Here is a 14,379-nt window from a genome sequence, read left to right on the forward strand (position 1 = left end):
GCCGACGCCGGCGCCATCGCCGGTTCGGCCGGCCGCTGCGCCGGTGCGCGCGCCTCGAGCGCCTGCGCTTTCTCGCGCCGGCGCACGGCCGATGCGAGCCGCACGCCGCCGAGGCCCAGCACGATCAGCGCGACCCCGGCCACGGCCGACAGCACCCGGCCGGCGGCCGCGAGCGCGGGCCCGCTGCCGGTGCCGATCGACCACACGACCGTCAGCACGCCGGTCAACCAGTACACATGGCCGACCGAGCGCGCGACGGGCGCCGTGAGGTCACCGTTGAACGCCGCATGAAACGCGAGCCACGCGAGCCCGAGCAGCGCGATGCCGAACGCCTGGCCGAGCATCGCCGGCTGGATGTTCGCCAGTTGCAGCGCATTGAACAGCGCCTGCCAGGGCGTCAGCACGAACAGCACGCCGAACGCCAGCAGCAGCACGGCGTCGACGATCAGCACGGCTCGCAGCAGCGGTTTCATCGGCGCTCAGTCCACGTGGTAGTTCGGCGCTTCCTTCGTGATCTGCACGTCGTGCACGTGCGACTCGCGCATGCCCGCCGCGGTGATCTGGACGAATTCGGCCTTCTCGTGCAGCTCGTCGATCGTCTTGCAACCGCAGTAGCCCATGCTCGCGCGCACGCCGCCGACCAGCTGGAACAGGATCGCGTTGACCGAACCCTTGTACGCGACGCGGCCTTCGATGCCTTCCGGCACGAGCTTGTCGATGTTCGCCGAATTGTCCTGGAAGTAGCGGTCAGCCGCGCCGTCCTTCATCGCACCGACCGAACCCATGCCGCGGTACGACTTGTACTGGCGGCCCTGGTACAGGAACACGTCGCCCGGCGCCTCTTCGGTGCCCGCGAACATGCTGCCCATCATCACCGCATTCGCGCCGGCCGCGAGGGCCTTCGACACGTCGCCCGAGAAGCGCACGCCGCCGTCGGCGATGCACGGCACGCCGGTACCCTTCAGCGCTTCCGCGACGTTCGCGATCGCGCTGATCTGCGGCACGCCGACACCCGCGACGATCCGCGTCGTGCAGATCGAACCCGGGCCGATACCGACCTTGACCGCGTCCGCGCCGTATTCGACCAGCGCCTTCGCGGCGGCGGCCGTCGCGATGTTGCCGCCGATCACCTCGACGTGCGGGAAGTTCTGCTTGACCCAGCGCACGCGCTCGAGCACGCCCTTGCTGTGGCCGTGCGCGGTATCGACGACGATCACGTCGACGCCGGCCTGCACCAGCAGCTCGACACGCTCTTCGTTGTCCGGACCGACGCCGACCGCCGCGCCTGCGCGCAGCTTGCCGTGTTCGTCCTTGCACGCGTCCGGGTGTTCGGTCTGCTTCGTGATGTCCTTGACGGTCATCAGGCCGCGCAGTTCGAACGCGTCGTTGACGACCAGCACGCGCTCGAGGCGGTGGCTGTGCATCAGCGCCTTCGCTTCGGCGAGCGGCGTGCCTTCCTTGACCGTGACGAGGCGCTCGCGCGGCGTCATGATCGACTTGACCGGCTCGTCGAGGCGCGTTTCGAAACGCAGGTCGCGGTTCGTGACGATGCCGACCAGTTGCGGGCCTTCGACGACCGGGAAGCCCGAGATGCCATGCTGGCGCGACAGCGCGATCACGTCGCGCACCTTCATTTGCGGCGGCACCGTGATCGGGTCGCGGACGACGCCCGACTCGAAACGCTTGACCTTCGCGACTTCGCGGGCCTGTTCGGCCGGCGTGAGATTCTTGTGGACGATACCGACGCCACCCTGCTGCGCCATCGCGATCGCGAGGCGACCTTCGGTGACCGTGTCCATCGCGGCGGACACGAGCGGCATGTTCAGGGAGATGTTGCGGGTCAGCTTGGTCTTGAGGCTGGTGTCGCGCGGGAGAACGTCGGAGAAGGCGGGAACAAGGAGCACGTCATCGAAAGTGAGTGCTTTTTGGATCAGACGCATGGCAAATCCTATGGGCGCAAAAGCGAATTATACGCGAAGCGCCGCGAATTTTCACAACACGAACAACGGCTTAGCCGGTTTCGGCCGTTCGGGGGCCGAATCGTTCGGATCGCCGTTCGGTTCGTTTTCGATCGCCTTTCGTTTCACCGCCGCATCGCGCCATTCGCGCAACCGGCCGCCGGGCGGCGAGTGCCCGTGTCGCGGCGGGGCCACACGGCCGCGACGGCGGCGGCCGCGCGCACGGCCCGGCGCCCCGCCGAAGCGGCTTGCCAGCCCTGCTTCACGCCAGCCCGGCGGCACGGGCGATCATCGCCACGCCGCCCGCCACCACCCCGCAACCGACGATCCGCGCGACGCGCCCGCCGATCGACTCAGCGCGTTCGGCGGCGATTGCGACCGTCACGACGGCCATCACGCGCAGATCCATCATGCCGGCCGCCAGCGCGACGGCCATCAGGTTCCCGCAACACGCGCCGCACCGGATCGCGGCGCGCACGCCGTACCGCCACGCCGTGACGACCGCCACCCGCGACGGGTGCACGCCATGTGCCGCCGCGTGCCGGCAACCCGCCAGCCGGCGCGCCTTCCACGCGGAGAATTGCAACGCGCCTGCGGCCAGCACGACGACGCCCGCCGCGACCGGCATCGCACGGGCAAGCGCCGGCAGCCGGGCGGCGGCCGTCGTCAGCACCGCGCCGGCCGGAAACATGAGTGCCCCGAGCGCCATCCAGACCGAGAAGTACCCTGCGCCCGCGACGACGACGAGCCAGGCCGACCGCGCCGCCGCCGCCGGACCGATGCGCTGGCGGTAGCACCAGAGCATCGGCGCGAGCACGGGCAGCATCATCGTCACCGTCATCGCGCCCCACATTCCGGCGAACGCCGCGAATGCGCGCCCGGCGCTCTGGCCGCACGGCCGCAACCAGGCGGCCGAGGCCATCCAGCCGCCGGTCATCGGCTCGCCGCCCATCGCCGCCATCGACGTGTGCTGGGCCAGCGTCGCCGCCGCGGCGACCGCGAACACGGCCGCAACCGCCGCGCCGAATGCGCGCGGATCGGCGGCCGCCTCACCGGTGGTCGTTCGTATCATCGCGCGCGCCCGTCCGTGGCCGGCCCGCTCAGCCGCGCGCGTACTCATCGTGACGGCGCCACCACGGGCCGGCCTCGTTGCGTCCGCGCGGCGCGCGGTCGAGCCACTGGTACATCCCCCACAACCCGTCGAGGCCGCGCGCGTAGGTCGAATACGTGTGATAGATCGCGCCATCCTCGCGCACGAACGCGCTCATCCCCGGCCGGTCGAGCGAATACGTGACCGCGTCGGTGCCGCACGTGGCCGCGAACTGCACGACGGGCGCCGGCGGCGGATCCATGTCCATCGCGTGACCGGCCCGCGCGTAGTTGTATTCGACGTCGCCCGCGCGCTGCTGCGTTTCGGTGAACGACACGTTGAAGTCGAAGTTGAAATCGCTGCCGACCGACGACGCCCACGGGAACGTCCACCCCATCCGCTGCCGGTACGCGAGCAGTTTCGCGAGCGGCGCGCGCGACACGGCCGCGAGCGTCACGTCGTGGTGCGCCAGATGCACGGCGAAGCCGTCGAAGCCGTCGGCGAGCGCCGAGCACGACGGGCAGCCGGCCTTGTAGTCGGGGCCGAACATGAAGTGATAGACCAGCAGTTGCGAACGGCCGCGAAACAGGTCGTCGAGCGTCGCCTGCCCTGCCTCGGTATCGAACCGGTAAGTCTTGTCGACGCGCACCCACGGCAGCGCCTGGCGCCGCCGCGCGAGTTCGTCGCTTTGCCGCGTCAGCGCCTTTTCCGCGTCGAGCAGCGCGCGGCGTTCGACCAGCCATTCGTCGCGGGTTCCGGTGAGATGGGTCGTCATTGCGGGTTCCTCCTTCCGATGGGTATCCGGGCACGGCGTACGGGGCCGTGTGCGTGGTGCTAGATTAGTGCCGGGCATCGGACCGGAGGGAGTGACAACTGTGTCGGGATTCGGATGGATTCGCTGATCACGGCGGCCGCGCGCGCGCTCGCGGCCGGTGACGCGCTCGGTGCGCTGAACCGCGTCGCGCTGCGCGACGATGCGCCGGCGCTCGCACTGCGCGGGATCGCGCTCGCGCAGCTCGGCGATTTCGAACGCGCGCACGCGCTCGTCCGCGGCGCCGCGCGTGCGTTCGGTGCGAAGGAAGCGGTTGCACGGGCGCGCTGCGTCGTCGCGGAAGCCGACATCGCGCTCGCGTCGCGCGACCTGCGCTGGCCGACGCGTGCGCTCGAGGCGGCCTGCGCGACGCTCGACGCACACGGCGACCGCGCGAACGCCGCGCATGCCCGCTATCTCGGGGTACGCCGGTTGCTGCTGATCGGCCATCTGGACGAGGCCGAGCAGCTGCTGGCGCATCTCGATCCCGCACCGCTGCCGCCCGCGTCGCGCGCCGCCCATGAATTGATCGCGGCCGGCATCGCGATGCGCCGCATCCGCACGCACGCAGCCCGTGCGGCGCTTGCCCGTGCCCGCGCGGCCGCCCGCGCCGCCGGCATTGCCGCGCTGACGGCCGAGGTCGACACCGCGGCGCGCGTGCTCGACGCACCGGCCGCCCGGCTCATCGCACGCGGCACGTCGCGGCTCGTGCCGCTCGACGAAGTGGAGACGCTGTTCGAATCGAATGCGCTCGTCGTCGACGCGTGCCGCCACACGGTGCGCGATGCGCGCACGACCGTGTCGCTCGCGCGCCGCCCGGTGCTGTTCGTGCTCGCCCGTGCGCTCGGCGAGGCGTGGCCGGCCGACGTGTCGAGAAACGCGCTCGTCGCCGCCGCGTTCCGCGCGAAACAGGCGGACGAATCGCATCGCGCGCGGCTGCGCGTCGAGATCGGCCGGCTGCGGGCGGTGCTGCGCCCGCTCGCGAACGTCGTCGCGACGCCGCGCGGCTTCGCGCTCGAACCGCTCGGCGTGCGCGAAACCGTCGTCCTCGCGCGCCCGGTCGACGATCGCCATGCGGCCGTGCTCGCGCTCCTCGCCGACGGCGAAGCGTGGTCGAGTTCCGCGCTGGCGCTTGCGCTCGGCGCCAGCCAGCGCACGGTGCAGCGCGCGCTCGATTCGCTCGCGGAAACCGGCAAGGTACAGGCGCTCGGCCGCGCACGCGCGCGCCGCTGGCTGACGCCGCCGCTGCCCGGATTCGCGACGACCTTGTTACTCCCGGTTGCGCTGCCGGGAGATTAGGATGGCCGCATCGAACGACGAGGTGACGAACATGAAACGCTCCACTGCAGACATCCTTCACGAGTACGGTCCGTTTCCGGGCGTCGACGGCGTGCACGGCGTCACGTTCGACGGGCAGCACGTGTGGTACGCGTCCGGCGACAAGCTGAACGCGCTCGACCCCGAGCGCGGCACGACGGTCCGTTCGCTCGACGTCGCCGCGCACGCGGGCACCGCGTTCGACGGTCGCCACCTGTTCCAGATCGTCGAGGACCGCATCGAGAAGATCGACCCCGAATCGGGTCGCGTGCTCGCGACGATCCCGGCGCCCGGCGGCGGCGCCGATTCGGGGCTCGCGTGGGCGGAAGGCACGCTGTGGGTCGGCCAGTACCGCGAACGCAAGATTCATCAGGTGGATCCGCAATCGGGCGCCGTGCTGCGCACGATCGAATCGAACCGCTTCGTCACCGGCGTGACGTGGGTCGACGGCGAGCTGTGGCATGGCACGTGGGAAGGCGACCAGAGCGACCTGCGGCGCATCGATCCGCGCACGGGCCAGGTGCTCGAGCAGATCGACATGCCGGCCGGCGTCGGCGTCTCGGGGCTCGAATCCGACGGTCACGACCGCTTCTACTGCGGCGGCGGCAACAGCGGCAAGCTGCGCGCCGTGCGCCGCCCGACGCGCACGCATGCCGACAGCGACGGCACGGCGGCGACACCCGATCCGGCAGACGGCTGATCCACCGCGCGCCCACGCTGCCAGGACGCGCCGCCCCGCGCCGAGTGCAGGAATGAACAAGACGCCGCCGCGACGGCATCGCTAAGATGCGCGCACGTCAATCATTTGTTCGGAGCGGTCGATGCAGCGCGGCGTGGTGTACGGTGTCCTGGCAGGCGCCCTGTGGGGCATGGTGTTTCTCGTGCCGCGGCTGCTGACCGATTTCTCGCCGCTGCTGCTGAGCGCCGGCCGCTATACGATGTACGGACTCGTGTCGCTCGCGGCCGCGTTGCCGGCCGCCCGCTCGCTGCTCGCGCGGCTGACCCGCGAGGATCTCGTCGCACTGGTGAAGCTCGCCGTCGTCGGCAACGTCGCGTATTACATGCTGCTGTCCGGCGCCGTGCACCTGATCGGCATCGCGCCCAGTTCCCTGATCGTCGGCGTACTGCCCGTGACCGTCACGCTCGCGGGCCTCGGCGACCACGGCGCCGTGCCGCTGCGGCGGCTCGCCGCCCCGCTCGCGCTGGTGATCGCGGGCATCGTCTGCATCAACGTCGACCTATTCACGTCCGAAGCCGCGCACGCCACGACGCTCGCCCAGAAGCTCGCGGGCATCGCCTGCGCGGCGGGCGCGCTCGCGAGCTGGACCTGGTATGCGGTGGCGAACGCGCGCTACCTGCAGCGCCATCATCGCTTCGGCGGCAACGAATGGTCGGTGCTGTGGGGTGTCGTGACGGGTTTGATCGGCGGGCTCTGCTGGCTCGCGATCCTCGCAGTGCCCGCCGGCACGGTGCAGGCGGCCGTCCCGGCATCGCGCTGGCAATTGTTCTGGCTGCTGAATCTCGTGCTCGCGATCGTCGCGTCGTGGCTCGGCAACGGGCTGTGGAATGCCGCGTCGAAGCGGCTGCCGCTCACGCTGTCGGGCCAGTTGATCGTGTTCGAAACCGTGTTCGCGATGCTGTACGCGTTCGTGTACGACCAGCGGATGCCGCACGCGCTCGAGATCGCCGCGCTCGTACTGCTGCTCGCCGGCGTGTACGGCTCGGTGCGACGGCACGGCGACACGCCGGGCAGCGCATCGACAAATGCAAACGCCGCGGCGCACTGAGCGCCGCGGCGTTTGATCAGACCAATCCGAGCGAACCGCGCGTCAGCGCGCGTCCTTGTGCATCCACTTGCGGCCCTCGATCGAGCCGGCGCGGCGGGATTTGTCGACGCGCCGCTGGCGCGCGAGCTTCGGATCGACGATCAGCGGGCGGTAGATCTCGACGCGATCGCGATCGACGAGCGGCGCATCGAGCGGCGCGAGCTTGCCGTAGACACCCGTCTTCGCGTGCGCGAGATCGATCTCCGGGTGCAGCGCGAGCACGCCGCTCGCATCGATGGCCGAACGCACGGTCGCGCCTTCGGGCAGCGACAGCGGAATCAGCGTCTGGCGGTCCGGCAGTGCGTAGCAGACTTCGATCGACAGCATCGCGTCACCCCTTCCCGTAGCGCTGATCGGCGCGCTTCACGAACGAATCGACGAACGTGTTCGCGATGTGGCTGAACACCGGCCCGATGATTTTCTCGAGCAGGATGCTCGAAAACTCGTAGTGCAGCGCGAATTCGATCTTGCACGCATCGGCACGCAGCGGGATGAAGCGCCATGAGCCCGTGAACTTCTTGAACGGCCCGTCCGCGAACTCCATGTCGATCCGGGTCGGACGCTGCTGCGTGTTGCGCGTCGCGAAATGCTGCTTGATGCCCTTGAAGTTGATGTCGATGCGCGCTTCCATCCCGCTCTCGTCCTGACGGCGAATCTCGACACCGCCGCACCAGGGCAGGAAATTGGGGTAGTCGGCCACGTCGGTGACGAGGTCGAACATCTGTTCCGCCGAGTGGCGGATCAATACGGTTTTCTGGACATCTGCCATAAATCGCGCGGCATCGCTTAAAGTGGGAACGCCAAGCCGGGCGATTCCCGCCCTGCTTTGCTAAAATCGTGATTTTAAACGAGTTGGCCCGATCCTTTCATGAGCATCATCGACAACAGGAAAGCGCACTTCGATTATCACATCGAGGAACGCTACGAGGCGGGGCTCGTGCTGGAGGGCTGGGAAGTCAAGGCGCTGCGCGCCGGGCGCGGCCAGATCAAGGAAGGCTACGTCGTGGTGAAGAACGCCGAGATCTTCCTGATCGGTACCCATATCAGCCCGCTGCCCGAAGCCTCCACGCACATCAAGCCCGACCCGGTTCGCACGCGCAAGCTGCTGCTGCACCGCGAGGAAATCAAGAAGCTGATCGGCAAGGTCGAGCAGCGCGGCTACACGCTCGTGCCGCTGAACTTCCACTACAAGGGCGGCCGCGTGAAGTGCGACATCGCGCTCGCGAAGGGCAAGAAGCTGCACGACAAGCGTGAAACCGAGAAGAAACGCGACTGGGAACGCGAGAAGGCACGCATCATGCGCGCCGGCACCTGACACACCCCGCGCGCATCGCAAACGACACGGCCCGCTCGAAGCGGGCCGTGTTGCTTTGAACTGCCTGAATCGCGCGGCGGGTCGCCCGGCTGCGCGACGATTCGCCGCACGACGATGCGTGCGCGGCAACCGCGCGCGCATCGATTTCGGGCTCAGCCCTTCGCGACCGACGCCGCGCCCGCGCTCTTGACGATCGTCAGCGCCGACGAAATTGCGGTGCCGAGATCCGACAGGTTCGACGGCACGATCAGCGTGTTGCCCTGCTTCGCGAGATTCGAGAACGCGCCGACATACTGCTCGGCGACCTTCAGGTTCACCGCGTCCATCCCGCCTTGCGACTGGATCGCGCTCGCGATCTTCTGGATCGCCTGCGCGTTCGCCTCGGCCACCGCCAGAATCGCGGCGGCTTCGCCCTGCGCCTGATTGATCGCGGCCTGCCGCTCGCCTTCCGACTTCTGGATCGCGGCTTCGCGCGCACCCGACGCGAGGTTGATCTGCTCCTGCTTGCGACCTTCGGATGCGGCGATCAGCGCACGCTTTTCGCGCTCCGCGGTGATCTGCGCCTGCATCGCGTGCAGGATCTCCTTCGGCGGCGTCAGGTCCTTGATCTCGTAGCGCAGCACTTTCACGCCCCAGTTCGCCGCGGCCTGATCGAGCGCCGACACGATGTTGTGGTTGATGAAATCGCGTTCCTCGAACGTCTTGTCGAGTTCGAGCTTGCCGACCACCGAGCGCAACGTCGTTTGCGCGAGCTGCGTGATCGCCAGCACGAAGTTGCTCGATCCATACGATGCCTTCATCGGATCGGTCACCTGGAAGTACAGCACGCCGTCCACCTGCAACTGCGTGTTGTCGCGCGTGATGCAGACCTGGCTCGGCACGTCGAGCGGAATTTCCTTCAGCACGTGCCGGTACGCGATGCGATCGACGAACGGCAGCACGATATTGAGGCCGGGCGACAACGTCGCGTGGTAGCGCCCGAAGCGCTCGAGCACCCATGCATGCTGCTGCGGCACGATCTTCACCGTCTTCGACACGATCACGATCGCGATGACGAGCAGGACAACCCAGATGATCAGCGAATCCATGAAATATTCCCTCCTTGTTGTATCAGCGGACGATCAGCCCGCGGGTTTCGCCACGACCACGAGGCAATTGCCGCGCACGGCGCTCACCTGGTACACGTGCGCATCGTCGCGCTCGCCGGCCGCGAGTTCGACGTCCCAGTCGGCGCCGCGATACTGCACGCGTGCGCGGCCGTCACGCCACGCGTCGACCGTGACGGTCGAGCCGATATCGAGATTGACGTCGGGATTCGTCGACGTGTCGCGCTTCTGCTTGCGACCGAGCCCCGAGCGGCGCAGCACGATCATCGCGACGATCGCGACCGCGGCCGCCGCGCCGAACTGCACGTGCGGCGCGAAACCGGCCAGTTGCAACAGCCCGCCGGCGAGAAAGCCGAGCGCGATCATCAGCAGATAGAACGTACCGGTCAGCAATTCGGCCACGACCAGCACGCCGCCCCCGACCCACCAGAACAGATGCCCCGACATCATTGTGGTCTCCAGAAAAACGTCCCCGATGCTCACTATATTCGTTGCGCTCGCAGCTGTGCGAAGCGGTCGGCACTCCTTGGGGCGGCCCGGCGAGTACCGACGAAAAAAAACACCCCGGTGCTTACCGGGGTGTTTATAGCACGAACCTTGCATTTTGCCTTCAACGAAAGTGCGGCGGACCGCCCTTTCGCCGAAGTTGCATCACGAATCGTTACTTGCGGTTGGCGGCGAGCGCCTGCCACGTATCGATGATCGTGTCGGGGTTCAGCGAGATCGACACGATGCCTTCGTCCGTCAGCCATTGCGCGAAGTCCGGGTGATCGGACGGGCCCTGGCCGCAGATCCCGACGTACTTGCCCATCTTGCGGCAGGTATCGATCGCCCGCTTCAGCAGGAACTTGACGGCCGGGTCGCGTTCGTCGAAGTCGACGGCCAGCAGCTCCATGCCCGAATCGCGGTCGAGGCCGAGCGTGAGCTGCGTAAGGTCGTTCGAGCCGATCGAGAAACCGTCGAAGTGTTGCAGGAACTCCTCGGCGAGGATCGCGTTGGTCGGGACTTCGCACATCATCACGAGGCGCAGGCCGTTTTCGCCGCGCTTCAGGCCGAACTTCTCGAGCAGGCCGACGACGCGCTCCGCCTGCTTCACGGTCCGCACGAACGGCACCATGATCTCGACGTTGGTCAGGCCCATCTCGTCACGCACGCGCTTCAGTGCACGGCATTCCATCTCGAACGCCTGCGCGAAGTCCTCGGCGATGTAGCGCGACGCGCCGCGGAAGCCCAGCATCGGGTTTTCCTCGTCCGGCTCGTAACGCGAACCGCCGATCAGCTTCTTGTACTCGTTCGACTTGAAGTCGGACAGACGCACGATCACGGGCTTCGGATAGAACGCCGCCGCGATCGTCGCGACGCCTTCCGTCAGCTTGTCGACGTAGAACTGGCGCGGCGACGCGTGACCGCGCGCAACGCTCTCGACCGCCTTCTTCAGGTCCTGGTCGATGTTCGGGTACTCGAGGATCGCCTTCGGGTGCACGCCGATGTTGTTGTTGATGATGAACTCGAGACGCGCGAGGCCAACACCACCGTTCGGCAGTTGCGAGAAGTCGAACGCGAGCTGCGGGTTGCCGACGTTCATCATGATCTTGACCGGGATTTCCGGCAGTTCGCCGCGCTGCACTTCCGTGACTTCCGTCTCGAGCAGCCCGTCGTAGATCTTGCCTTCGTCGCCTTCCGCGCACGACACGGTGACGAGCGCGCCGTCCTTCAGGATGTCGGTCGCATCGCCGCAGCCGACGACGGCCGGCACGCCGAGTTCACGCGCGATGATCGCCGCGTGGCAGGTGCGGCCGCCACGGTTCGTGACGATCGCCGCCGCACGCTTCATCACCGGCTCCCAGTTCGGGTCGGTCATGTCGGCCACCAGCACGTCGCCCGGCTGCACGCGTTCCATTTCCGACGGGTCCTGGATCACGCGCACGGGGCCCGCGCCGATCTTCTGGCCGATCGCGCGACCCGTCGCGAGCACCTGCGACTGGCCCTTCAGCTTGAAGCGCTGCTCGGCCTTGCCGGTTGCCTGGCTCTTCACCGTTTCCGGACGCGCCTGCAGGATGAAGATCTTGCCGTCGCGGCCGTCCTTGCCCCACTCGATGTCCATCGGACGCTGGTAGTGCTTCTCGATGATGACCGCGTACTTCGCCAGCTCGATCACGTCTTCATCGGTGATCGAGTAGCGGTTGCGCTGCTCGTGCGGCACGTCGACCGTCTTCACGCGGCCCGGTTCGCCCGGCTGCGTGAACTCCATCTTGATCAGCTTCGAGCCGATCGAGCGGCGGATGATCGGGTACTTGTCCTGCGCGAGCGTCGTCTTGAACACGTAGAACTCGTCCGGGTTCACCGCGCCCTGCACGACGGTTTCGCCCAGGCCGTAGCTCGACGTGATGAATACGGCGTCCTTGAAGCCCGATTCGGTATCGATCGTGAACATCACGCCGGCGGCGCCGACGTCCGAGCGGACCATGCGCTGCACGCCGGCCGACAGCGCGACTTCGGCGTGCGTGAAGCCCTTGTGCACGCGATACGAGATCGCGCGGTCGTTGTACAGCGACGCGAACACGTGCTTCATGCGGTCGAGCACGTCCTCGATGCCGACGACGTTCAGGTACGACTCCTGCTGGCCGGCGAACGATGCGTCGGGCAGGTCTTCCGCGGTCGCGGACGAGCGCACGGCGAACGACAGCTCGCTCGGCGAGCCGTTCTTCAGCACTTCGAACTGCGCGCGGATTTCCTGCTCGAGGCGCGGCTGCAGCGGTGCGTCGACGATCCACTTGCGGATTTCGGCGCCGGCTTCGGCGAGCGCCTTCACGTCGTCGATGTCGAGCGACTCGAGACGCTTGGCGATGCGATCGGTGAGGTCGTTGTGCTTGAGGAAATCGCGGAACGCGAGCGCGGTCGTGGCGAAACCGGTGGGTACGCGAACGCCTGCTTCGGAAAGCTGGCTGATCATCTCGCCGAGCGACGCATTCTTGCCGCCCACGATCTCCACATCGGTCATCCGCAACTGCTCGAACGGAATTACATACGCCTGGTCCTTTGCGACGTTTGCTGCGTTAGTCATACAAGCCCCTAAGTGTGAAAAAAATGCTCGATCGCGCAAGTGGGCTCGAACGCGGGCGCTTGCAAAAAGGCGCGGCGCGTCTTGCGCAACCTGTTAGATAAACACTCGCAGCGGCGAAAATCTTTCGACCCGATTTGCAAAAATCCCGGCAGAAGGGCGATATTTGCAGACAAATCGCCAGACTTGCCGGGAATTCTGGAATCGCGCGGCCCAGCCACGGGCGCCGTTCGCGCCCCGCCCCCGCAATTGCTTATCCAACAGGTTGCCGCTATTCTACCGTGCCGGCTGCCGGATGTGGCGCGACCTTGTCACTGGGTCTGGAGGCGAACCTCCAGCCGCCCGCGCAACCGCCCTTCACGCTCGACGCCCAGATTCATGCTGCCTACCGTATTCATCGTCTCCGACGGCACCGGGATCACTGCCGAAACCTTCGCGCATTCGATCCTCTCCCAGTTCGACCAGAAATTCCGCCTCGTGCGCGTGCCGTTCGTCGACTCGCTCGACAAGGCCTATGCGACCGTCGAGAAGATCAACGAGGCCGCCGTGCACGACGGCCGTCGCGCGATCGTATTCACGACGCTCGTCGACAGCGAGTCGAACGACATCGTCAAACGCTCGAACGCGCTCGTGCTCGACATGTTCCAGCGCTTCGTCGAACCGCTCGAGCAGGAACTGGAGCTCAAGTCGAGCCATGCAATGGGCCGCGGCCACCAGAACGCGGACACCGAGGAATACAAGACGCGGATCGAGGCGATCAATTTCTCGCTCGCGCACGACGACGGCCAGTCGAACCGCAACCTGTCGGAAGCCGACGTGATCCTCGTCGGCGTGTCGCGCAGCGGCAAGACGCCGACGAGCCTGTACCTCGCGATGCAGTACGGCGTGAAGGCGGCCAACTATCCGCTGATTCCGGAAGATTTCGAGCGCGGCAAGCTGCCGTCGGCGCTGTCGCCGTACAGCGAGAAGCTGTTCGGGCTGTCGATCGACCCGCAGCGCCTGTCGGAGATCCGCAACGAGCGCCGGCCAGGCAGCAAGTACGCGGCGCCCGAGAACTGCCGCTACGAGATCAACGAGGCCGAAGCGATGATGCGTCGCGAAGGGATCAAGTGGCTGTCGTCCACGCACAAGTCGATCGAGGAAATCGCGACGACGATCCTGCAGGAAATCCGTCTCGACCGGCAGTCGTACTGAGCGTCGGTGCGCTGGCGGCCGTCTGGCCGCCGCCCAAAGCAAAAAAAAAGGCCGCGTCGAATGAACTGCACCCCAAAAGTTGGACTAGATCCAACCTTTGGGGTGTTTTTCATGACGAAGTACGACGAACGTTTTCGGCGTCGAGTGGTTCAGGCGTACCTGGCTGGAGAGGCCGGCACCAAGACACTTGCTCACCGTTACGGAGTGGGCGGGACGATGGTGCGACGTTGGGTGGCGAGCTATCGCGAGCATGGTGAACAGGGGCTGCGCAAGAAGCACAGCCACTACGACGCGCGATTCAAGTTGTCAGTCCTTCAGCGGATGCGGCGCGATGAGCTGTCGTATGCGCAGGTGGCAGCGCTATTCGGCATCCGCAATGAACGAAGCATCCCGATCTGGGAGCGTCTGTATCATGAGGGCGGAACCTGTCCGCGTTTTTGTGGGCGAGGCGGTTGAACAGCCGGTTATCCGCGCGCCTGCGTAAATCGCTCGCCGAACAGGATAGCAAACTGGTTCATCGCTGATTTCCAGTCGAAGGCGGACCGCACGGTCTTGGCCAGTACGTTGCGTAGCGCCAGCCAGAGCAGCTTGATGGCTGCCTCGTCATTCGGGAAGTGACCACGGGTCTTGATGATCTTGCGCAACTGCATGTTCAGACTCTCGATGGCGTTGGTCGTATAAACAACCCGTCGAATCTCCGG

At 66.9% G+C, this 14,379-nt stretch carries 15 protein-coding genes and 1 pseudogene; 6 read left to right on the plus strand and 10 right to left on the minus strand.

What is annotated here, in order from left to right:
- The 4 genes from MMB92_RS33595 to MMB92_RS33610 all read right to left on the minus strand — a co-directional run.
- Positions 1-473, minus strand: a 473-nt coding sequence (locus MMB92_RS33595) for a hypothetical protein (protein ID WP_077228284.1), incomplete at its 3' end; no start/stop codon positions are given.
- Between the two features lie 6 nt (positions 474-479).
- On the minus strand, positions 480-1,940 hold the full coding sequence (gene guaB / locus MMB92_RS33600; protein WP_006488752.1) for an IMP dehydrogenase: 1,461 nt from the start codon (positions 1,938-1,940) through the stop codon (positions 480-482).
- A gap of 280 nt (positions 1,941-2,220) precedes the next feature.
- The gene (locus MMB92_RS33605; protein WP_058902273.1) at positions 2,221-3,030 is read right to left on the minus strand and encodes a DUF2182 domain-containing protein; all 810 of its coding nucleotides are present in this window, start codon (positions 3,028-3,030) and stop codon (positions 2,221-2,223) included.
- A gap of 28 nt (positions 3,031-3,058) precedes the next feature.
- Positions 3,059-3,823: a DUF899 domain-containing protein gene (locus MMB92_RS33610; RefSeq protein ID WP_006484794.1), complete on the minus strand. Its 765-nt coding sequence runs from the start codon at positions 3,821-3,823 to the stop codon at positions 3,059-3,061.
- 114 nt (positions 3,824-3,937) lie between these two features.
- Here MMB92_RS33610 and MMB92_RS33615 point away from each other — a divergent pair, with 114 nt between their 5' ends.
- The 3 genes from MMB92_RS33615 to MMB92_RS33625 all read left to right on the plus strand — a co-directional run bounded on the left by MMB92_RS33615 (position 3,938) and on the right by MMB92_RS33625 (position 6,963).
- Positions 3,938-5,158: a helix-turn-helix domain-containing protein gene (locus tag MMB92_RS33615; RefSeq protein WP_277563227.1), complete on the plus strand. Its 1,221-nt coding sequence runs from the start codon at positions 3,938-3,940 to the stop codon at positions 5,156-5,158.
- A 31-nt stretch (positions 5,159-5,189) separates the two neighbouring features.
- The gene (locus MMB92_RS33620) at positions 5,190-5,876 is read left to right on the plus strand and encodes a hypothetical protein (RefSeq protein WP_062911487.1); all 687 of its coding nucleotides are present in this window, start codon (positions 5,190-5,192) and stop codon (positions 5,874-5,876) included.
- 121 nt (positions 5,877-5,997) lie between these two features.
- Positions 5,998-6,963: a DMT family transporter gene (locus MMB92_RS33625; protein WP_062884464.1), complete on the plus strand. Its 966-nt coding sequence runs from the start codon at positions 5,998-6,000 to the stop codon at positions 6,961-6,963.
- Positions 6,964-7,005: 42 nt separating this feature from the next.
- Here the strand turns inward: MMB92_RS33625 and MMB92_RS33630 are convergent, their stop codons facing one another.
- Positions 7,006-7,329, minus strand: coding sequence for an RnfH family protein (locus MMB92_RS33630; protein WP_062911359.1), 324 nt, complete (start codon positions 7,327-7,329; stop codon positions 7,006-7,008).
- Between the two features lie 4 nt (positions 7,330-7,333).
- A complete protein-coding gene (locus MMB92_RS33635; protein WP_006483809.1) occupies positions 7,334-7,771 on the minus strand; it encodes a type II toxin-antitoxin system RatA family toxin in 438 nt (145 codons plus the stop codon).
- 99 nt (positions 7,772-7,870) lie between these two features.
- On the opposite strand from MMB92_RS33635, the gene smpB reads away from it, so the two are divergent.
- Positions 7,871-8,317, plus strand: coding sequence for an SsrA-binding protein SmpB (gene smpB, locus MMB92_RS33640; RefSeq protein WP_006478511.1), 447 nt, complete (start codon positions 7,871-7,873; stop codon positions 8,315-8,317).
- A gap of 152 nt (positions 8,318-8,469) precedes the next feature.
- Here the strand turns inward: smpB and MMB92_RS33645 are convergent, their stop codons facing one another.
- The 3 genes from MMB92_RS33645 to ppsA all read right to left on the minus strand — a co-directional run bounded on the left by MMB92_RS33645 (position 8,470) and on the right by ppsA (position 12,487).
- On the minus strand, positions 8,470-9,405 hold the full coding sequence (locus tag MMB92_RS33645; RefSeq protein ID WP_006483815.1) for an SPFH domain-containing protein: 936 nt from the start codon (positions 9,403-9,405) through the stop codon (positions 8,470-8,472).
- A 33-nt stretch (positions 9,406-9,438) separates the two neighbouring features.
- The gene (locus MMB92_RS33650; protein WP_034201587.1) at positions 9,439-9,873 is read right to left on the minus strand and encodes an NfeD family protein; all 435 of its coding nucleotides are present in this window, start codon (positions 9,871-9,873) and stop codon (positions 9,439-9,441) included.
- Between the two features lie 211 nt (positions 9,874-10,084).
- Positions 10,085-12,487: a phosphoenolpyruvate synthase gene (gene ppsA / locus MMB92_RS33655; RefSeq protein WP_006483823.1), complete on the minus strand. Its 2,403-nt coding sequence runs from the start codon at positions 12,485-12,487 to the stop codon at positions 10,085-10,087.
- 375 nt (positions 12,488-12,862) lie between these two features.
- Here ppsA and MMB92_RS33660 point away from each other — a divergent pair, with 375 nt between their 5' ends.
- Together MMB92_RS33660 and MMB92_RS33665 are read left to right on the plus strand one after the other, a co-directional pair.
- The gene (locus MMB92_RS33660; protein WP_006483812.1) at positions 12,863-13,678 is read left to right on the plus strand and encodes a pyruvate, water dikinase regulatory protein; all 816 of its coding nucleotides are present in this window, start codon (positions 12,863-12,865) and stop codon (positions 13,676-13,678) included.
- A gap of 111 nt (positions 13,679-13,789) precedes the next feature.
- A pseudogene (locus tag MMB92_RS33665) lies at positions 13,790-14,101 on the plus strand (transposase); the annotation flags it as partial.
- 41 nt (positions 14,102-14,142) lie between these two features.
- Here MMB92_RS33665 and MMB92_RS33670 read toward each other — a convergent pair.
- On the minus strand, positions 14,143-14,379 hold a 237-nt coding region (locus MMB92_RS33670), incomplete at its 5' end, for a transposase (RefSeq protein WP_277563228.1).

It is taken from the genome of Burkholderia sp. IO2 (assembly GCF_029522185.1).
GTDB classification, from domain to species: domain Bacteria; phylum Pseudomonadota; class Gammaproteobacteria; order Burkholderiales; family Burkholderiaceae; genus Burkholderia; species Burkholderia cenocepacia.

Bases quoted from the DNA above. Each gene is read 5' to 3' on its own strand.
- MMB92_RS33650 (WP_034201587.1), bottom strand. From the start codon at position 9,873: ATGATGTCGGGGCATCTGTTCTGGTGGGTCGGGGGCGGCGTGCTGGTC.
- MMB92_RS33645 (WP_006483815.1), bottom strand. From the start codon at position 9,405: ATGGATTCGCTGATCATCTGGGTTGTCCTGCTCGTCATCGCGATCGTG.
- MMB92_RS33605 (WP_058902273.1), bottom strand. From the start codon at position 3,030: ATGATACGAACGACCACCGGTGAGGCGGCCGCCGATCCGCGCGCATTC.
- MMB92_RS33610 (WP_006484794.1), bottom strand. From the start codon at position 3,823: ATGACGACCCATCTCACCGGAACCCGCGACGAATGGCTGGTCGAACGC.
- ppsA (WP_006483823.1), bottom strand. From the start codon at position 12,487: ATGACTAACGCAGCAAACGTCGCAAAGGACCAGGCGTATGTAATTCCG.
- MMB92_RS33625 (WP_062884464.1), top strand. From the start codon at position 5,998: ATGCAGCGCGGCGTGGTGTACGGTGTCCTGGCAGGCGCCCTGTGGGGC.
- MMB92_RS33630 (WP_062911359.1), bottom strand. From the start codon at position 7,329: ATGCTGTCGATCGAAGTCTGCTACGCACTGCCGGACCGCCAGACGCTG.
- MMB92_RS33660 (WP_006483812.1), top strand. From the start codon at position 12,863: ATGCTGCCTACCGTATTCATCGTCTCCGACGGCACCGGGATCACTGCC.
- MMB92_RS33635 (WP_006483809.1), bottom strand. From the start codon at position 7,771: ATGGCAGATGTCCAGAAAACCGTATTGATCCGCCACTCGGCGGAACAG.
- guaB (WP_006488752.1), bottom strand. From the start codon at position 1,940: ATGCGTCTGATCCAAAAAGCACTCACTTTCGATGACGTGCTCCTTGTT.
- smpB (WP_006478511.1), top strand. From the start codon at position 7,871: ATGAGCATCATCGACAACAGGAAAGCGCACTTCGATTATCACATCGAG.
- MMB92_RS33620 (WP_062911487.1), top strand. From the start codon at position 5,190: ATGAAACGCTCCACTGCAGACATCCTTCACGAGTACGGTCCGTTTCCG.
- MMB92_RS33615 (WP_277563227.1), top strand. From the start codon at position 3,938: ATGGATTCGCTGATCACGGCGGCCGCGCGCGCGCTCGCGGCCGGTGAC.